Genomic DNA, 19,630 nt, shown 5'->3' with positions numbered 1-19,630 from the left:
CCTACTGTAGCGAGCGTCGAAAAATAGCAACTCGCGCCGTCCTAACCTGCCTCTTTCAGTAAGTCGGAAGGTGACGGCGCCAGTGCCGATAAACAGATTTAGTACCTGCGGATGGTGTTGACAGGTGCGTGATACAGTGGGGAAAGCCGGACGGTTTGCCCGAAGGTCGGAGCGTGAAGCACTTGGCCGTTGCCCGCGTAGAGGCCGACGTGGCTGGCATCGGAGTAGTAGATGACGAGATCACCCGGCTGGATGTCCTTTTCCGGGACTGCGAGTCCGCCGACAGCCATTCCTTGGCTAGCGCGCGGAAGAACGATACCCAGTTGGCGGTATGCCCAGTAGACCAGACCGGAGCAGTCAAACGCATTGGGGCCAGTGGCGCCCCACACGTAGGGGCTACCAATACGGGTCATCGCGATCTGGAGAGCTTTGTTACCAAGGATATTCGCGCCAAAGGCAATCTTGGGGTCAAAACCTTCGGGAAGCTTGACGCTCTTCCACTCATTCCGAAGGTTCGGAGGCAGAGAGGCGAATTCTCCTTGCACAGAGGCAATACGCTTGCGCATCGCGATACGAGCCTTATCGAGATCAGCTTGCGCTTTGCGGGCCTTCGCCTGTGCTTCGATGGCCTTCGCGCGGTTGTCGACGGCAGACTTCTTGGCTTGGCTGGCAGCGTTCATGGCGTTCTCGTAATCCACCAAAATATTGAGGGTGGTCTGGGTGAGAGCTGCCTCACTACGGGATTGATCGAGGATCTCCTGGGGTGATTCAGCCATGAGAACACTCATAACGCCCACGTTTTGGGTGTTGCGGAGATTAATAGAGGCGATGTTGTTCAGCGGCCCTTGCATCCGAGCACGCTTACGTTCAGCGATAGCAGCAGCTTTATTCGCTTTGACGATTGCCTTTTCTGCGGAGACCTGATCACGTTTGGCACGCTTCAGAGTGTCATTTGCCTGGTGGATTTGTTCGGAGGTGCGCTCAGCTTCACGAGCCAGCTTACGCAGCTGCCCCAGAGGAGTCGGGGCGGCGTTCGCCGCCGATCCAAGGCCGGCGATAAGAGCGGTGGACAGCACCACTGCTGCTGTTCCACGGACGGGACGTGATCCACGCATGCTACGCACTTCCTGTCTTTCTAAGATAACGCAGTTTGACCATGTATCGCGAGGTGATTAGCGGTGTCTCGAGGGCTGTTGAGCTGTTTCGATCGAGTCTCTGCTTTATCTCAGTTAAGTCTCATTTCGGTTTCTAATTTACGTCCAGGAAAGGCGGTTGTCCATCTGATCGTACGAAAAAACTACTCTTTATCTGGGCGCCATTCACTTCTGTAACACCTGTAACAGAATGGAAAAAAGTCTCGCCTAGCAGACAACACGCTAGACGAGACGGTGAAGGTTGTCGCGGAGCGACAGTTATGACGTTATGTGTCCCTGCTTAGTAGTAGCGAGTGGCTCCATAGTAAGGCATCGAGTCCAACGATGATTCGCTGACACTCTGTCCCTGATAGGGAGCATGGACGACTTTGTTATGACCAGCGTAGACACCGACGTGGCTCGCATTGCCATAGAACGCGACGATATCGCCGGGCTGCAGGTCCTTGCGCGCGATGGCGTGACCGCCCGCAATCTGGTCCTGCGAGGTACGCGGAATCGTGATGTTCAGCTGCTGGTGTGCCCACATAACCAGGCCAGAGCAGTCAAAAGCATTGGGACCAGTGGCACCCCACACATAGGGATCGCCGATACGAGTACGCGCCGCTTCCAGGATCTTCATACCACGAAAACGCTGTACGTCAGCCTTGCTACGAGTCTTCGCCTTGGGGGTCATCAGCTCATCAACGGGGATGACGGTATCGACTAAAGTAGCGACGGTCTTATCTTCCAGCACCTTATCGATAACCGGCTGAACGGCCTTCTTGACGGGCTGCAACTCATCCAACACCGGCTGCGCCTGCTTCTTCACCTTGCTCGTTACCGGCTTTGCCTCGTCACGAACCTTCTTGGCCTTCGGGGCATACTTCTTGTTAACCTTTTCAGCGGCCGGAAGAGCCTTCTGCGATGCTTGTCGAACAATCTTCTCCGCATCGTCGATCGTGGAGTCATCAGCACGCACATGCGTTGCGGTGGTTAGTTCCGGAATCTCAATGGACACCTGCGACACGACAGGGGTGTCGAGCTCGGTAGCCATGGCCGGTCCGGCGATGGCACCCATGAGGCCAGCAGATACGACACTGACAGCGAGGGCATGGGGAGCCGACATACTCTTCGTCACTGCACGATGCTTCGCCATGAGTTTTCTCCATTCATCATTTCTGGCGTGGTGTACATCGAGATCGATGCCGCCAGCTAGACTTTCTGGACACGGTTGAATCCCGCCAGAATTCTCTTTGGTCTCAAAAAGATTACGAAAAGATAACCACCTTTGTCCACTTTCCGAGACAAAAAGGTCGCAAAATGCGACAAACTGTTCCCTACATCCACACGCAAAATCCAACATTGTCGCAGGTAAGAACACTATTAGCGACTATTAAAAATATTTTTCAAAAATATCGTTTTGGTAACGTAACACGCCGGTCACCGTTACCTATCGCGCATTCTTACCGCTTGTTACAACGACTCGATATCGTAGATCTGTGACCAACGAACGCGCACAGTTGCCCGGAGCCTCGGACCACCTATCGATCCTCAGCTCCCCCACCCCAGCTCTGTGGCCCGCACACCGTTTCTCTCTGGACGGTTCCTCCACCAACACCACACCATTGTGTGACGCCACCTTCGTCGTCATCGACCTTGAAACGACCGGTATGACACCCGGCATTGATGCCATCACAGAGATCGGTGCAGTCCGGGTAACAGGCGGCGTCATCGAGAAAGAGTTTGCAACTCTCGTTAACCCAGAACAACCCATCTCCCCCTTCATCGAGGAACTCACGGGCATCACCAACCAACAGGTGCGAGACGCTCCTACTATCGACGTCGTCTTTCCCTCGCTCCTCGAATTCATTGCGGGGAGCACGCTCGTTGCCCATAACGCCTCGTTCGATCTCTCCTTCCTGCGCGCCACCGCCCAACAACTGGACTACCGCTGGCCCGATAACCCCTCTCTCTGTACCGTCAAACTGGCCCGGCGCATCCTTGACCGCCAGGAAGCCCCCTCCGTAAAACTCTCTGCGCTCGCTCAGCTCTTCCACACCCAGACCCGCCCCTCCCACCGTGCACTTGACGATGCTCGCACAACAGTAGAAGTGCTCCACGGGCTCATCGAACGTGTTGGCACCCAGGAAGTCACCACACTGGCCGACTTATCCACCTATCGTGGACACCACAACAGTGCCATCTATGCCAAGCGGTCGATGGCGAATACCCTCCCCCATCTTCCCGGCGTCTATATATTCCGTGACGCCCACAATATTCCTCTCTACGTCGGAACGGCGACCGATCTGCGCCGTCGTGTCATGGGCTACTTCAACGGTTCGGAAACACGGCGCCGCATGTCCGAAATGGTGCTTCTCGCGGACCACATTGACTATGTCGAATGCCCCACACCCTTTGAAGCGGGCATTCGTGAACTGAGGCTCATCAGCGCCCACCAACCTCCTTACAATCGCCGTTCACGGAACCAGGAGGGCCACTGGTGGCTCATCCCCCCACGTGCATCAGCCACCCACCTCTATTCCTGCACTCGGGTCGCCCCAACAGAGATTTCTTGTGCTGTTGGCCCTTTCCGACAGAGGAGCACGGCGGTAGCAGTAGGCACCCTCATTGAAAGCGATATCCGGCAAGGCGTCGCTCCCACTGAGCCTCTCACCCAGGCGGAAAAATCCGCGAGTACCGAGATCATACGTGAACTCGCACAGGGGTTAGCTGCACCCCTCATCGAACGAACACAGTCTCGTCTGGCAGAATTGGCCACTGCACAACATTACGAACAGGCTGCATTTCTGCGAGACACCACTGCTCAGGCAGTCCTAGCACTCAGCTCACTTCACCGATACCAGCAGCTATATCACCAGGAGGAGATTATTGTGGCGGAGCCTGACGGCCGTGCCGGATGGTTTTTCACAGCCATTCGCCACGGCATGTTCGCAGGAACTCTCCATTGTCTCGCCGGTGAAGACTACCGAGCTGCAGTCGCCCAACTTCACGCTAGTGCCCAGACCATTCTCTCCCTCCCGGACGCACCCATGACCAGCTCCCAAGAAGAACGTCAGCTCGTGTATCGCTACCTCGGCAGCGGTCACGTCCGACTGGTGGATGTGGCGTACCCCTGGCACGAGAACCTCTCATCAGCTTGCCGCTATCGCGACTGGGCAGAACGTGCCACAGCTACAAAAAAGTAGACGCGGCTGTGTCCCCCCCTATAGAGAGAAGTCGCCACGCTTCCCCCTGTCCTCTACAAGCCAACCCCGATTTAGTGGCATACTTAAACGAACCCTCACCTACTGGTAAGGGGCGCATGCTCCTCCGCTGGGAACCCTCCTCGCGGCTTATGGAAGGACGAAATATCTGTGTGTGGCCTTCTCGGAATCCTCGCAACTGACGGAAAAGCAGCAGCGTATGCAGATGCCGTAACTGCAGCACTTCCCCATATGCGCCACCGTGGCCCAGATGAGCATCTCACCTGGCACAACCAGGATGTCGTCTTCGGTTTTACCCGCCTTTCCATCATCGACATCAAGAACGCTCACCAGCCTATGGTGTGGGGGACTGCTGACGACCCAGAACGCTACATTCTCGCCTTCAACGGTGAAATCTATAACTATGTAGAACTGCGTGAAGAACTTCAGAAGGAATTCGGTGCTGAATTCCATACCACGGGTGACGGCGAGCCCATTGTTGTAGGTTTTCACTACTGGGGCGAAGATGTGATCACTCGCCTTCGTGGCATGTTTGCCTTCCTTATTTGGGACACCAAAACCCGCACCCTCTTCATGGGGCGCGACCCCTTCGGTATCAAACCTCTCTACTACTGCCTGACGGAGCATGGCGCCGTCTTCGGATCTGAGAAAAAGTGCCTCCTCTCGCTCGCGGACACCATCAAGCTGCCACTGGAACTTGATAAGCGCGCGCTGGAACACTACGTAGCCTTCCAGTACGTCCCCGAGCCGGAGAGCCTGCACACCTCCATTCGGCGCCTCGAATCCGGATGCTGCGCCACCCTCGCCCCAGGTGGGCAACTACAGACACGCCGCTACTTCACCCCCACCTTCCCCATCGACAAAAGTGCGCACGATCACGAGCAAGCTCTTATCGACGGTATTACGGCTGCCCTCGAAGATTCCGTTGCCAAGCACATGCGGGCAGATGTCACAGTTGGCTCTTTCCTCTCCGGCGGTATCGACTCCACTGCTATCGCCGCACTTGCCAAGCGCCACAACGATAATCTGCTAACGTTCACCACAGGTTTCCACCGCGAGGGCTACTCCGAGATCGATGTTGCAGCAGAGTCAGCGAAGGCAATCGGGGTCGAGCACATTGTGAAGCCCGTGACACCTGAAGAATTCATTGAGGCAGTCCCTCGCATCATTTGGTATCTCGATGACCCAGTTGCGGACCCTGCTCTTGTCCCTCTCTACTTCGTGGCACGTGAAGCCCGCAAGCATGTGAAAGTTGTTCTCTCCGGAGAAGGTGCGGATGAGCTTTTCGGTGGCTACACCATCTATAAAGAACCGCTATCCCTCGCCCCCTTTGAGAAAATTCCCGGACCACTGCGGCGCGGACTTGGCAGTTTCTCCGACCATCTCCCGCACGGTATGCGCGGCAAAAGTCTCCTCAAGCGCGGCTCCATGAGGTTGGAAGACCGATACTACGGAAACGCCCGCTCCTTCACCTTTGAACAGATGCACGAGCTCATGCCGTGGGTGTCCCCGGAGTGGGATCACCAGGACGTGACTGCCGATATCTATGCGCAGTCCGTCGGCTGGGATCCGGTGGCCCGTATGCAGCACATCGACATGTTCACCTGGCTGCGCGGAGACATCCTGGTGAAAGCGGACCGTATCACCATGGCGAATTCCCTCGAGCTGCGCGTTCCCTTCCTCGACAAAGTTGTGTGGGAGGCCGCTCGCAAACTCCCCTACGATATGAAGATCACACACGGCACCTCCAAATGGGCACTGCGCGAGGCGCTGAAGACCATCGTCCCGCCGCATGTTCTCAATCGTAAAAAGCTTGGTTTCCCGGTCCCCATCCGCCACTGGCTGGCGGGACCAGAAATGTACGACTGGGCACGAACGCTCATTCTGGAGTCTGAGGCGGAGCACCTGTTCGACAAGACAGCGCTTCTCTCCATGCTGGACGAGCACAAGGACGGCGTGATGGATCACTCCCGCCGCATCTGGACGATGCTATGTTTCATTATTTGGCATGGCATCTTCGTGGAAGACCGTATTCACCCGGAGATCCCGGAACCCCAGTACCCAGTCGAGTTGTAACCTCAACCGGCACCTCACGACAGATAAAGGGGATCGTCCAGCAGCTGGACGATCCCCTTTGTTATAGCGTCGTATGGTGGTCGGCTATAGAACGGCCAAGATTGCCTCTGCGCTCGCTTCGTCGTAACGCTCGGCGAGCCGCTGGCGGGCCACCTCAGCATCCCAGACCCATTCCTGCGTACCGACAGTCTCCAATACCAGGCAAGCAACTAGTGAACCCAGTTTGGCGCAATTCTCCCAGTCCAAACCGCGCAGCCGGCCTGTCAAAAATCCAGCCCGGAAGGCGTCACCTACCCCGGTGGGGTCCTGGATGTTGTCGCTACGCAAAGCACCAACGAAGAACCGTCCATCGGGAGTATTGATTTCGGCTCCCCGCTCTCCCAACGTCGTCACGCGAACCGTCACCAAAGCATCCAGCTCGTCAGCTGTCAGTGCAGTCTTTTGCAGCAACAGCCCGTACTCGTACTCGTTGGAGAAAAGATACTCTGCCCCTGTAACCAGCTGGAGAATACTGTCGCGGGTCAACGAGGAGAGCTGCTGTGACGGATCCGCCGCGAAAGGAATACCCAGTTCACGGGCTTCCTCCGTGTGTTTTGCCATGGCGACCGGATCGCCAGCACCGACTAACACAATGTCGGGACGCGGGGTGATGTCATGGAGCGAGATCTGTGCAGACTCGGCCATTGCCCCCGGGTAGAAGCTGGCAATCTGGGCGAGTTCGGCATCAGTCGTACAGGTAAACCGTGCCGTCGCAGACGTGTCACTGACATAGACCTGGGAGCAATCCACCCCGTGGTCTTCCAACCAGTGTTGGTAGTCGCCAAAATCTTTGCCGACGGCACCAAGCAGCAGCGGTTGTTCCCCTAGCACGCCCAAGGCGAAGCAGATGTTACCAGCGACACCTCCGCGTCGAATATCCAAGCCGTCCACCAGAAAGCTGAGGGACACATGGTCAAGATGTTCGGGAAGGAACTGTTCAGAGAACTTTCCCGGGAAGGTCATGAGATTGTCAGTGGCTACGGAAGCCGAAACGGCGATGGTCATTAGTTAAATGAATCTCCACAGGCGCAGGAACCCTGGGCATTGGGGTTGTCGATGGTGAAGCCTTGCTTCTGGATAGTGTCTGCGTAGTCGATGGTGGCACCCATCAGGTAGGGCATGGAGAGACGGTCCACCGCAAGGGTGACGCCGCCGAATTCGTTACGAATATCGCCATCGAGCTCGCGATCGTCAAAGAAAAGTTGGTAGCGGAGACCAGCGCAGCCACCAGGGGCGACGGCAAGACGCAGTACGAGGTCGTCGCGGCCTTCCGCATCGATGAGTGCCTTAGCCTTAGCGGCGGCGGCATCGGTAAGAGTTACACCGGCAAGGTAGTCCTTGGTGTCAGCCATAAAGTGCTCCTAAAAAATGATTGACTATGGTCTAGTTAATCTCTACGAGTGTAGAACGATTCACCCACAGAAACTATTCCCAGCCAACGGCGATTGAGCTTCTCCATCTCACCCTCCCACCTGGCGGGAATATCCCCTGGCTCACCTCACCACCCCCGCAGTGTTGTGTCCCTCAGCTGCATACTGCAAAGAGCACAGCCGGCCCCTCTACTATGCACATGGGAGGTTGCCGGGCGGTGGGAAAGAGTTAGGCTCAGCGCCGCTTTTTCCTTTAGCCTAAAGAGGTGAGATTCTTTCGTCGTGACCCCCAAGAGAACGCTCCCGCTGAGGTCGAGCCCGCGGTTGAAGACACCACCGAAACGGTAACTCCCCAGAAGGGCTCCGCCTATACCCCCAAAAAGGGATATGCCACTCCACGTCGCCGCGATGTCGAGCGTGCACGCGGTATTCAACGTGGACCCGTCGCACCCGCCCCGATGACGCGCAAAGAGGCCCGTGCGCGCGAGGATGCCCGTTACGCAGGGATGACGAAAGAAGAAAAGAAGGCCGCCAAGGCCCGTGAAACCGAAGAACGCCGCATACAGCAGGAATATCGTCGTCAGCGGATGGCTGCCGGTGACGACGACTACGTGCTACCCCGCGACAAAGGCCCTATTCGTCGCTTTGCCCGCAACTGGGTAGACTCCACGTGGACCCCGATCTCCTGGCTCTTCCCCATCGTGCTGATGCTGCTTATCGGCACCATGATTCCTAACCATGCGATACAGAAGACCATCCAGTACCTCATGTACTTCTTCTTCATCGTGCTGCTCATCGAAACCTTCCGTATCTGCATTACCGTCTCTCGTCTGGCGAAAAAGAAGTTCCCCGGGAAGAAGGACACGGGGTTCCGTTTGGGCTGGTACGCATTCATGCGCGCCACTCAGCCACGCCGCTGGCGTAACCCCGTTCCCCAGACGTCACCAACCTTCCCCTGGTCGAAGAAAGATGACGGCGAGGATACCGCCAGTACTTCTTCCGACGTGCATTCCACGAAGGCCAAGAAAGCCAACTAAATGGCGTTTAGCCTGGTCATCGGGGGTGCTAGGAGTGGAAAATCCGCATTCACCGAGGAGCTCATCAGCGCTACACAGGCGGACTATGTGCGTTACGGCGCTACCGGCCCCACCCCTACGAATGATCCTGCCTGGGAGGGGCGTGGTAGTGGCATCGATGATGCTGGCTTGGCTGCCAAGACTGCTGCCGTGGCCGTTGCTATTGCGCGGGGGTGCCCTCCCGCGATGATCCGGGGAGGCTGCTCGCGTGCTGTGGAGGCGCCGACCTTGCCGCAATAGCAGGTTTCCTTGCCCAGGCTGCTGTGCGGCACATTCCGGTAGTGCTGGACGGGGTCATTGTTGGCGCATGCGCGCTCCTCGCAGAAATGCTGGCGCCGGGTGCCCGTTCCTGGTGGGTGGCGGGCCACTGCTCAGCCGAGCCGGCGCATGCCGCAGCGTTGCGGGCACTCGAACTCTCCCCTCTTGTGGACTTAGGTTTGCGGCTCGGCGAGGGATCTGGTGCGGTATGTGCAGTGCCTCTTCTGCGTGGCGCCATCCACTGCATGACAGACATGACTACGTTTGATGATGTAGAGGTTAGTGGGCGCCTCGATGCACAGGACGGCATCGGCCCACGCTTCACCACTTCGGAGGTATAAGCACCATGGTCGGTTTCCGCACTGCTCTCTCGTGGATGACCATTATTCCGGTGAAAGCTCCTGACGAGGTCGATCGCGCACTGGGTGTGCGGACGGTCCGCGCCATTCCCTTAGTAGGCGTGGTGTTGGGTCTGTTCTGTGGGCTGGTGTCGTGGGGGTTTGCGAGTATCGCTATCCCCTGGCCTATCACCGGCATCGTCATCACTACTCTACTTGCCGTCCTTACTCGCGGGATGCATGTTGACGGACTGGCTGACACTATTGATGGGCTCGGCTCCTACCAAGAACCAGACGAAGCACGCGAGATTATGTGGGATGGTCGAGTGGGGCCGTTGGGGCTAACGGCGGTGGTGTTGGCGCTTATTGCTGAAGCTCTCGCTTTTGGGTTGTTGAGCACTCACAATGGGCACATTATGACGGGCACGGTGGTTGCGGTCGCCCGCTGGGCAACTCCCCTCATGTGTGCAGCTGGAGCTTCGCAGGTTCCCCGCCGTGGTTTTGGTTACTTGATGATTGGTACGCAGCGACCAGCGTTCGCCTGGATGGTGGCCGGTATCGGAGCACTTCTCTTCACCTGTGCGGCCGCTATTACGTCTGCGCTATGCGGACGCATACCCGATGTCTCTGTGGTGGTCGCTCTGCTCTATAGTGCCGCTGCTGTTGGCGGAACAGTGCTGTATCGCCAACACTGTGTTCGCCGGTTGGGATATCTCACTGGTGATGTACTGGGTGCCAATGTGGAATTGCTGCAGGCATGTGGTGCTGTTGCGGCTGTGTGTGCGGTGACGGCGCTGCTCTAAGCCTAGTGTCGCCTTCACCATCGTTGTCCTCCGCCCCCCTCATGCGCCACCTGTTCCTCTCTACTTTCCCGGCATACAACTGTCGCCCCTGCGGTGGTTGTGCAGGGGCGACAGTTGGGAGGTAACGGTGCTTATGGCTCGTCGCTCTGGGGCCGTAACCTCAGTTGCGGCCACTACGCTGGTTAGACCAGCTTGTATAGCCAGTTATGGTCGTCAGCACGTTCGCCACGCTGAATACCGGTAAGGGTGGCACGCATCTTCAGGGTGATGTCACCGGACTTCCCCTCGTTGACCGTGAATTCGCCATCGCGAGACTTGAAGGTACCGATGGGGTTAATAACGGCGGCGGTGCCGCAGGCAAAGGCTTCGGTGATTTCTCCCTTAGCGACGCGGTCTGCTAACTCCGTCAGCGTAATAACGCGCTCTTCAAGCTTATAGCCCAAATCCTGGGCAACCGTCTTCAACGAGTCGCGGGTAATACCTGGGAGCAACGATCCCGACAGAGCCGGGGTAATGACGGTAACGTCATCTCCATCCTGGGCAACGAACATGACGTTCATTCCACCCATTTCTTCAATATTCTCGCGTTTGATGGCGTCGAGCCACAGCACCTGGTCGCAACCCTGCTTATCGGCAGCATCCTGGGCGGCGAGGGAGGCTGCATAGTTGCCGGCGAACTTTGCGGAGCCAGTGCCTCCTGGGCAGGCACGCACGTACTCGTGGGACACCCACACTGTCACCGGCTGCACACCGTGTGCAAAGTATGCGCCGGCGGGGGAACCAATAAGAACATAGGTGAACTTCTTGGCCGGGTGAACACCTAGGCCGGTCTCCGTGGCAAACATGAAAGGACGGAGGTAGAGGCACTCTTCACCGCCTGGCTGGGGAACCCAATCCTGGTCAATTGTGACGAGTTCCTTAATAGAGTCGATAAAGTCTTCCTCGGAGAGCTTGGGCATGGCCATGCGCTCTGCAGAGGCCTGGAAGCGGGCGGCATTGGCGGCAGGACGGAAGGTCACAATCTCACCATCGGCGTGGCGGTAAGCCTTCAAGCCTTCGAAGATGGCCTGGCCGTAATGCAGAACCATGTAGGCGGGGTCGACCGAGAAGGGGCCATAGGGCACCACGCGGTGGTTGTGCCAGCCTTTACCCTCTTCGTAGTCAATAACGACCATATGGTCGGTGAAGTAGCGGCCGAAGCCGGGGTTGTCGAGAATTGCTGCGCGTTCTTCAGCGGTGCGGGGGTGCTCAGAACGCTGAATATCAAAAGTAGAGTGTTGAGCCATGGGGATTATGCTACTCCACTTCGGGTTAATGGCCGATGAGGGCAGGTTTTCTTTGCACAATGAGCGTAATTTCCACGCTTGTTTACCGGAGCTCTCGACACAATCCTCGTTCGCACACCTTATTGCGACTGAGGCGGCAGCATCCGCAGGGTAATCTAGAGGGCATACGTACCCCTGCAAGGAGTTGTGCCATGTCTGTCTCAGTAACACTTCCCGAACTTGGCGAGTCGGTGGCGGAAGGAACCGTCACCCGCTGGCTAAAAAATGTTGGGGACTCTGTTGCACAAGATGAGCCCTTAGTTGAGATCGCCACAGACAAGGTCGACACCGAGATTCCCTCTCCTGTGAGTGGTGTCATTGTTGAGATCTGCGCATGGGAAGATGACACCGTCGAAATCGGCGGCTTATTAGCCCGCATCGCCGCCCCTAGCGAAGCTGCCGCAGCACTCGGTAGCCCCGTGATGTCTGGATCCGGTAGCAACGCCGCCAGCACTGTTCCTTTCCCGGAAGTATCCGGCGCGCACGCACAGGAGCACGTCACTGTCGAAGAAGAAGAGGAGGTTCCTGTACCAGCCTCCACCTCTTCCTTCACACCACAGGATGCTGCCTCCGACGCATCTGCGGCTGCTCCATCCTCCACACCACACCACGCCGCCCACGCCGACTCCACCCCGGAGGACGATGGCGCAGGGGAGGCACAGTACTTCGAAGTGCTCATGCCCGAGCTTGGCGAATCCGTTGCCGAGGGAACGATTACCCGCTGGTGTAAGAAACTCGGGGAAATGATCTCCGAGGACGAGCCTCTTTTAGAGGTATCTACCGACAAGGTTGACACCGAAATCCCCTCTCCTGCCGATGGTATCCTCGTACAAATCTGCGCGGTGGAAGACGATACTGTCCCCGTCGGACAAGTATTGGCCGTACTACAGGTGGGGGGTACTGCCCCCGATCCTGCCGACTTAGTTGAAGACTATGATGCTGCCACCGATGTGTCGGCAGAGTCCGAGGATGAGGACGAAAGCACGACCACCGATCTGCTGACAACCTCTACAGCTACCCGTGACGATGCTGGTGCGTCTGACACTGCAGAGGAAATGGTTGACGGCACGGAGCCCACCGACGTCCCCAGCGATGGTCCTGACGCCCCTGCGGCCGAGGAGACAGTGCCAGCAGGCGTGGCACCCAAAGTGCCGCAGACTGCCCCCTCGTTCGACAATGTCCCTGGCATTACTGGCTTTGGCGATACGCGGCGTGCCAGTACCGACCACAGCTACGTCACCCCCCTTGTTCGCAAACTAGCCGCCGACAAGGGCGTCGACCTTGCTGATGTAAAGGGAACCGGCTTGGGAGGGCGCATTCTCAAGAAGGACATCCTGGCTTATGCTGCCGAACAGGAACGTCGCGCGGCTGCTGCAGCCGCCGCAAGCGCTGCTACCTTGGGCGTATCCGCGATGGTGAGTGCAGTGGGGGCCACCCCTACTACCACTGACGAAGGTGCGGGGGGAACTGAGCTCCGGGGTACTGTGCGGCCGGCATCCCCCGTCCGGCAGTCCGCCGCGCGCGCTGCACTATCCGCCGTTCATCACACTGCACCCGTCTCACAGGTCTTCGAGGTTGATCTCACCACGCTGCTGCGTCAGCTGGTGTCACACCGTTCTACCGAACCCTCCTTGGCGTTGTCTCTACGGGCATGCGTCGCCTACACGGTGGCGCGGGTTCTGCGTCGTCACCCGGTCATGAACGCTAGCTATGACAAGCAGAACCAGCTCATTTCCTACCATGAGGATATTGACCTGTCGGTCGGTATTGACACCCCACACGGGCTTCTTTCCCCGGTGTTGCACCATGCTGACCAGTGCAGCCTTGCAGAAATCGGGCAGCGTCTGCAGGAGATGGAAGATCGGTGCTTGAGCGGTAACCTGACCCCAAGTGACCTCAGTGGCGGCACCTTTGCATTGGCGCACCCCAGCGCAAGCGGGGCACTCTGGGAAACCCCCATGGTCATTCCTCCCCAGTCAGCCGCACTCGCCGTAGGTAACCCGGTACAGCGACCTGTCGTCGTTGAGGATGCCGGCGGCAGCGCCATCGCCATTCGTGCTATGAGCTACCTGACGCTGAGCTACGACTCCTGCCTTGTCGATGCTTCTTCCGCAAGCCATTTCCTCCACGACGTGCAAAACGCCCTTCAGGAAGCGAGCTTCCTCGACGATATCGATGACGTGAATGGGCTCTCCTAACACCTCCGCCTCCGCCTCCGCCTCGTCACGCGCATCCCGCCTCCCCTTTGACTATCGGTGGCTGGGGGAAGTGGACTATGACACCGCATGGGAGTGGCAGAAAGCTGAAACCGCCCGGCGTAAAACTAGCGCGCAGGACCCATCGCAGGCAGCCGCAGCCCGCGATGTGGTCTTCCTCCTCACTCACCCTTCTGTCTACACAGCTGGAAGGATGACGGAAGACAGCGATCTACCCGATAATGGTGCCCGCGTGGTGTCCATTAATAGAGGCGGACGGATCACCTGGCATGGCCCTGGACAGCTCGTTGGCTATCCCATCATCAAGCTGGCAGAGCCGTTGGATGTTATCGCCTTCGTACGCCGCACCGAAGAAGCCCTCATCCGCGTCGTCACTGATCTGGGCGTACCGGCGGGCCGAGTCCTGGGACGGTCTGGTGTGTGGGTCCCCAGCGATGCAGCATTGGGGATACCTGGGGATCGGCCAGAGCGAAAGGTCGCAGCACTGGGCTACCATCTGACCGGCGGAGTCAGCCAACATGGTTTTGCCATTAACTGTTGTAATTCGCTCGAGCCCTATACCCATATTGTCCCCTGTGGCATCACCGACGCCGCCACCACCACTCTGTCTCTCGAAGTTGGTTGCACCGTCACCCCCACCGACATCCTGCCGGCAGTACAGCACTATTTTCAGCTGGCACTGGACGGTGAACTCGACCTCACCGAAGGGGAGATTCCGCGATGAAGGACCTGCACGACGGCCGGAAACTGCTCCGTATCGAACGACGTAACGCCGCGCATCCCATCGAGAAGAAACCCCCTTGGATCCGCACCACGGCTCGCACAGGCCCCCACTACCAAGATATGAAGTCGCTTGTCGGCGGGGCTTCACTGCACACAGTGTGCCAGGAGGCGGGCTGCCCCAACGCCTATGAATGTTGGGAGGACCGCGAGGCAACATTCCTTATTGGCGGTAGCCGCTGTTCGCGACGCTGTGACTTCTGCCAGATCGACTCTGGCAAACCACAACCGTTGGACCCTGACGAACCGCGGCGCGTTGCCGAGAGCGTGCGCCACCTTCACCTCCGCTACTCCACTATCACTGGGGTTACCCGGGATGACCTACCAGATGAAGGGGCATGGCTCTACGCAGAAACCGTACGGGAGATTCACAGGCTGAACCCGGATACGGGGGTCGAAAACCTCATCCCCGACTTCCACGCAAACCCCACCTTGCTCGAAGAGGTATTTGCTGCGCGTCCGGAGGTCCTCGCGCACAATGTCGAATCCGTTCCACGCCTGATGAAAACTATCCGCCCGGCCTTCACCTACGAGAAGTCCTTATCGGTGCTGACCCAGGCACACGACTACGGCCTGGTCACCAAATCGAATCTCATTCTCGGTATGGGGGAAGAACCCGCAGAGGTGGAAGAAACCCTCGTCGATCTCCATGCAGCAGGCTGTGACATCATCACTATTACCCAATACCTGCGGCCCTCTCCACTGCACCATCCTGTCGATCGGTGGGTGAAACCAGAGGAGTTTCTGGCCCATGCGGATCTTGCCCGCCGTATTGGTTTCCCAGGGGTAATGGCAGGGCCTCTGGTGAGGTCAAGTTACCGCGCCGGCCAACTTTACGCGCAAGCGATGCAACACCTCGGTCGGCCTTTGCCTCCGCAGCTCCAGCATCTTGCCGACAGCAAGGGTGCCTCGCAGGAAATACATAATCTCATCCATCGCCTACACTAGAACTATCGCATGAGCAGCTGAGCTCATGGCAAACACGCGTTCACTGCGTGGCACTGCGCCTGTTTGCCACCTATGTCCCATGCACCGCACTGATTGAGGGAGAGTAATGGCTAAGAAGGACAAGCCGCTGGCCGAAATGACCAAGGAAGAGCGGAAAGAAGCCCGCCAGGCTAAGCGCAAGGGCCGTATTAACACCATCAAACAGGTGTGGACCGCCTTTAATATGCAGCGCAAAGAGGACAAATGGCTGCTCCCCATCATGATTGCTGTGCTGGTGGCCGTCCTCCTTGTCGTCGTTCTTGTGACCTACTTCTTCATGAATGGGTCCTGGGTGACCTGGCTCTTCATGGTTATCGCCGGTATCTTGCTCGGTGTCATGCTGGATATGGTGATCTTCACCCGTCGTATGACCAACAGCCTCTATGCGAAAGCAGACGGTCAGCCTGGCATGGCTGGGTGGGTTCTCTCCCAGCTGAAGGGCACCTGGCGTGTCCAGCAGACGGTGGCAGGTAACACCACTTTGGATGTTGTGCACCGAGTGGTTGGGCGCCCTGGCGTCATCCTGGTCGGGGAAGGTAACCACGCCCGACTGCGCGGATTAATGCAAGGCGAAAAGCGGAAGCTGGCCCGCGTTGTGGGAGATACCCCCATCTACGAGATTTATGTGGGCCATGGTGAAGACGAAGTGGAGATGAAGAAGCTTGAGCGCACCATCAAGCGCCTCCCCCAAAATATTGACCGTGACAAGGTCGACTTCATCCAGCACCGTCTGGAGTCTCTGGCGGCAAAGTCCGGCATGATGGGAATGCCCAAGGGCCCCATACCGGCCGGCGCCAAGGTGCGTAATGTGCAGCGCTCTGCCCGGCGTCGCACACAGCGTTAATCCGCCCATGCACACGGATCGGTAGCTCTGCGCGCATAACCAACTACTGGCCCTTCCCTCCACTCTTCTCACGACCGCTGTAGGAACTCCCCCAGAGTCACTACAGCGGTTGTGGCATATATGTACCCGTCAGTGCAGGCCAGAGCCTATTTAGGGATAAGTAAGGCGACGGCACCCCTTTCTTAACCGAAAAAGCGGTTGCGTAACACATCGGAAACACGACCTTGACTCCCGAGCAACACCTCTCCTTTAGAGTTGAGACATCACCGGACAAAAGCCGGTCTCAACCAAGGAGAATTTACCGTGGGATTTACCAGCCCTCAAGAAGTTGTCGATTACATCAAGGCTGAAGAGGTCGAACTCGTCGATATTCGCTTCACCGACCTGCCGGGTATGGAACAGCACTTCACCATTGACGCTGCTGATTTCACCGTGGAAGCTATGGAAGAGGGCCTCGCTTTTGACGGCTCTTCCATCCGAGGCTTCGCCACCATTGACGAATCCGACATGTCGCTCCTCCCCGACCTGTCCCGCGCCCGCCTCGACCCCTTCCGTGAGGCCAAGACCCTCAACGTGGAATTCTTCGTCCACAACCCCCGCACCCGCGAACCCTACAGCCGTGACCCCCGTAACGTTGCGCGCAAAGCGGAAGAATATCTCATTTCCACCGGTATTGCCGACACCTGCTACTTCGGTGCTGAGGCGGAATTCTACGTCTTCAATAGCGTCCGCTACGCCACCGAGATGAACACCGGTTTCTACGAGATTGACTCTGAAGAAGCCTGGTGGAACCGCGGCAAAGAACTCGACCTCGACGGCACTCCCAACCGTGGCTACAAGTCCCGTTTCAAGGGTGGATATTTCCCGGTTGCTCCTTACGACCACTACCAGGATCTCCGCGACCAGATGTGCCGCGACCTGCGCAGTGTTGGATTCACGCTGGAGCGCGCCCACCACGAGGTTGGTAACGGTGGCCAGATGGAAATCAACTACCGCTTCGATACCCTTCTCCACGCCGCAGACGATGTGCAGCTATTCAAGTACATCATTAAGAACACCGCCTGGAAGAACGGCCTCACCGCTACCTTCATGCCGAAGCCGCTCTTCGGAGACAACGGATCGGGTATGCACGCCCACATGTCCCTCTGGATGGACGGCAAGCCCCTCTTCTACGACGAGAACGGCTACGGCGGTCTTTCCGATCTCGCCCGCTACTTCATCGGTGGCATCCTCGAGCATGCGGCCGCAGTGCTGGCCTTCACCAACCCCACTATCAACTCCTACAAGCGTCTGGTGAAGGGTTATGAAGCCCCCGTCAACTTGGCCTACTCCCAGGGCAACCGCTCCGCCTGCATACGTATCCCCCTCACTGGTAATAACCCCAAGGCCAAGCGCATCGAATTCCGCTGCCCTGACCCCTCCTCCAACCCTTACCTTGCCTTCTCTGCCATGCTGATGGCCGGCCTGGATGGCATTAAGAACCGTATCGAGCCGATGGCCCCCATTGACAAGGATCTCTACGAGCTACCTCCGGAGGAAGCCAAGAACATTCCGCAGACCCCGGGTACCCTCGATGAAGCTCTTGAAGCACTGGAGAAGGATCACGACTTCCTGACCGAGGGCGACGTGTTCACCGAAGATCTCATCAACACCTGGATCAACTACAAGCGCACTGTGGAGCTCGACGCCGCTCGTCTGCGTCCTGCCCCGGTGGAGTTCGAAATGTACTTCGACTGCTAATAGGCACGGGGAGTTCGGATAACCTCCGCCACTTGTTCGGAAAACCCCGGAACTCTCTCAGCAGCGACTTAGTGCTCTGTTTCAGTGCGCAAAGAACCCCCGCGACTGGCAAAAATCAGCCAGAAACGGGGGTTCTCTTTGTCATTAGCCATGAGTAAACAGCAACTGGCTATTACTCATCTACTTTTGGGTATGCCAAATCTTCCAGATACCCGCCACAGCGTCCGTGACGGTCAAAATGGATACGTATCATCTCACACACTCTGGGAGTGGCTTAGCCGATGACATCACGTGGACGTTGCTCCCACTGGCGGCTCGTACCCCAAGCGATACGATTCGCTCGCTCCGGGTGGATGGAGATGTGAAGTCTGCACAGGTAGTCGAGGACTTCCTTCGAGACCTACGGCAGATCATAGGCAAGGCAGAAAGCCTAGGCGCTGACATGGGGCGGATCGCAATCGTTCAGGAGACCAACCTGCAATCAGGCAAGAAAATTAGTCGCGCCGATCTTGAGGTTGCCATTAACCAAGGCGCGCCAACAACAATCGTTCAGCGCAAAGTCGATCCCAATGACACTCACCCGTTTTCAGCAGGGGAATTGGTGGAGCGGGCGAATGAGGTCCGGAAGAACGGCAGGAAGCTCACGATGCATGATCTCAAGTGTATGGCTTGGCGGCACGGACTCCGCGAAAACACGAAGTATGCGTGGCGAGGAAAACACAATCCGTCCTGGGTCTGGTCGGGTGATGCCTTGAGTTTCCTCAAGAACCAAACCGACGAGGATTTCGATCGTGTCCGGGAAGAGTACAAGTACTACCTGCGGGAGAAGCGGCACGGGAAGAAGTAGGGCGAAAACTCTGCTCGATACCTTTTGACGGTGACCCATACTTTTTGACGCCACGACTTCCAGCGCTTCGGGTGGGTACAAATGGTGCCGTAGCTCAGGCGGAAGACGCCCGAACGCCCCTGTCACTACTACCGCGAGAATGCTCGCGAGCAGCGCACGAAGTCCCTAGACCCTGCCTACCAACAGGTTTTACGCGGCTAACGCGTACTCGCACACGCCGTTATCTCGTATCATCTGTCCCAACCAACGTTTAGCAATAACCACGTCGAACTGTTTGAGTGCGTCACCATCGGTAAACTTTGGCTCTCGCAAAGTGTCACCGCGCATGATGTTATGGTCTGGCAAGTTGTGAATATACATGTTCATTCGGGCGATGGACTGAGTAGTCAGATTCTTCTCCTGTCCATACAGGCTCAAGGTGCGCGAGTCACCACCGTCAGCTTCCACAGCTGCCACAGACTCAATCAACATGCCACCCGTGCCACAGGTCGGGTCTATTCCGACACTGTATTTGATACTGGTGCGTAAGTTATGTGTTTAACCTCTAAATCCCTTGATTTACAGGGATTTACGC

18 protein-coding genes are annotated in these 19,630 nt (G+C 57.4%); 12 read left to right on the top strand and 6 right to left on the bottom strand.

Translation table 11 applies throughout. The annotated features are described in order from the left end of the window. Positions 1–98: 98 nt before the first annotated feature. Positions 99–1,115 (bottom strand): C40 family peptidase, encoded by a 1,017-nt coding sequence (locus IY73_RS07335; protein WP_053962500.1) that lies wholly within the window; start codon positions 1,113–1,115, stop codon positions 99–101. Between the two features lie 319 nt (positions 1,116–1,434). Further along, entirely contained in the window at positions 1,435–2,289 is an 855-nt protein-coding gene (locus tag IY73_RS08845; protein WP_237025123.1) for a C40 family peptidase, read from the bottom strand. Between the two features lie 343 nt (positions 2,290–2,632). On the opposite strand from IY73_RS08845, the gene IY73_RS07325 reads away from it, so the two are divergent. Then, positions 2,633–4,339, top strand: coding sequence for a DEDD exonuclease domain-containing protein (locus IY73_RS07325; RefSeq protein ID WP_053979151.1), 1,707 nt, complete (start codon positions 2,633–2,635; stop codon positions 4,337–4,339). 168 nt (positions 4,340–4,507) lie between these two features. Next, a complete protein-coding gene (gene asnB / locus IY73_RS07320; RefSeq protein WP_053979150.1) occupies positions 4,508–6,433 on the top strand; it encodes an asparagine synthase (glutamine-hydrolyzing) in 1,926 nt (641 codons plus the stop codon). Positions 6,434–6,517: 84 nt separating this feature from the next. Here the strand turns inward: asnB and IY73_RS07315 are convergent, their stop codons facing one another. Together IY73_RS07315 and IY73_RS07310 are read right to left on the bottom strand one after the other, a co-directional pair. Beyond that, a complete protein-coding gene (locus IY73_RS07315) occupies positions 6,518–7,477 on the bottom strand; it encodes a carbohydrate kinase family protein (protein ID WP_053979149.1) in 960 nt (319 codons plus the stop codon). Further along, positions 7,477–7,824, bottom strand: coding sequence for a HesB/IscA family protein (locus IY73_RS07310; protein WP_053962496.1), 348 nt, complete (start codon positions 7,822–7,824; stop codon positions 7,477–7,479). Before IY73_RS07310 ends, IY73_RS07315 begins: the two co-directional genes overlap by 1 nt. Positions 7,825–8,108: 284 nt before the next feature. On the opposite strand from IY73_RS07310, the gene IY73_RS07305 reads away from it, so the two are divergent. Genes IY73_RS07305 through IY73_RS07290 form a run of 4 tightly spaced genes read left to right on the top strand, consistent with a single transcriptional unit; the run spans position 8,109 to position 10,317 of the window. After that, positions 8,109–8,879, top strand: coding sequence for a DUF3043 domain-containing protein (locus IY73_RS07305; protein WP_053962495.1), 771 nt, complete (start codon positions 8,109–8,111; stop codon positions 8,877–8,879). Then, positions 8,880–9,158, top strand: coding sequence for a bifunctional adenosylcobinamide kinase/adenosylcobinamide-phosphate guanylyltransferase (locus IY73_RS08785; protein WP_053962494.1), 279 nt, complete (start codon positions 8,880–8,882; stop codon positions 9,156–9,158). Further along, positions 9,092–9,517: a nicotinate-nucleotide--dimethylbenzimidazole phosphoribosyltransferase gene (locus IY73_RS08225; protein WP_315861662.1), complete on the top strand. Its 426-nt coding sequence runs from the start codon at positions 9,092–9,094 to the stop codon at positions 9,515–9,517. The genes IY73_RS08785 and IY73_RS08225 overlap by 67 nt, the downstream gene beginning before the upstream one ends. Before the next feature lie 5 nt (positions 9,518–9,522). Further along, positions 9,523–10,317 carry an adenosylcobinamide-GDP ribazoletransferase gene (locus IY73_RS07290; RefSeq protein WP_053979148.1) on the top strand — a complete coding sequence of 265 codons (795 nt, stop codon included), beginning with the start codon at positions 9,523–9,525 and terminating at the stop codon, positions 10,315–10,317. Between the two features lie 182 nt (positions 10,318–10,499). Here the strand turns inward: IY73_RS07290 and IY73_RS07285 are convergent, their stop codons facing one another. Then, positions 10,500–11,603, bottom strand: coding sequence for a branched-chain amino acid aminotransferase (locus tag IY73_RS07285; protein WP_053962491.1), 1,104 nt, complete (start codon positions 11,601–11,603; stop codon positions 10,500–10,502). 191 nt (positions 11,604–11,794) lie between these two features. Here IY73_RS07285 and IY73_RS07280 point away from each other — a divergent pair, with 191 nt between their 5' ends. The 6 genes from IY73_RS07280 to IY73_RS07255 all read left to right on the top strand — a co-directional run bounded on the left by IY73_RS07280 (position 11,795) and on the right by IY73_RS07255 (position 19,056). Continuing rightward, a complete protein-coding gene (locus tag IY73_RS07280; RefSeq protein WP_053979147.1) occupies positions 11,795–13,840 on the top strand; it encodes a 2-oxo acid dehydrogenase subunit E2 in 2,046 nt (681 codons plus the stop codon). Continuing rightward, positions 13,827–14,582, top strand: coding sequence for a lipoyl(octanoyl) transferase LipB (gene lipB, locus IY73_RS07275; RefSeq protein ID WP_053979146.1), 756 nt, complete (start codon positions 13,827–13,829; stop codon positions 14,580–14,582). Before IY73_RS07280 ends, lipB begins: the two co-directional genes overlap by 14 nt. Continuing rightward, complete coding sequence (locus tag IY73_RS07270) at positions 14,579–15,586, top strand: lipoyl synthase (protein WP_053962488.1); 1,008 nt, start codon at positions 14,579–14,581, stop codon at positions 15,584–15,586. Before lipB ends, IY73_RS07270 begins: the two co-directional genes overlap by 4 nt. Positions 15,587–15,692: 106 nt before the next feature. Beyond that, positions 15,693–16,469 carry a DUF4191 domain-containing protein gene (locus IY73_RS07265; protein ID WP_053979145.1) on the top strand — a complete coding sequence of 259 codons (777 nt, stop codon included), beginning with the start codon at positions 15,693–15,695 and terminating at the stop codon, positions 16,467–16,469. A 303-nt stretch (positions 16,470–16,772) separates the two neighbouring features. After that, a complete protein-coding gene (glnA, locus tag IY73_RS07260) occupies positions 16,773–18,209 on the top strand; it encodes a type I glutamate--ammonia ligase (RefSeq protein WP_053962486.1) in 1,437 nt (478 codons plus the stop codon). Between the two features lie 238 nt (positions 18,210–18,447). Further along, positions 18,448–19,056, top strand: a complete 609-nt coding sequence (locus IY73_RS07255; RefSeq protein WP_237023734.1) for a hypothetical protein — start codon at positions 18,448–18,450, stop codon at positions 19,054–19,056. 189 nt (positions 19,057–19,245) lie between these two features. Here the strand turns inward: IY73_RS07255 and IY73_RS07250 are convergent, their stop codons facing one another. Beyond that, positions 19,246–19,554, bottom strand: coding sequence for an HsdM family class I SAM-dependent methyltransferase (locus tag IY73_RS07250; RefSeq protein WP_257720258.1), 309 nt, complete (start codon positions 19,552–19,554; stop codon positions 19,246–19,248). Positions 19,555–19,630 lie beyond the last annotated feature (76 nt).

This window comes from Lawsonella clevelandensis (genome assembly GCF_001293125.1).
GTDB lineage: Bacteria > Actinomycetota > Actinomycetes > Mycobacteriales > Mycobacteriaceae > Lawsonella > Lawsonella clevelandensis.
The sequence above is the reverse complement of the archived record's forward strand: the minus strand, read 5'-3'. Positions and strand labels throughout refer to the sequence as shown.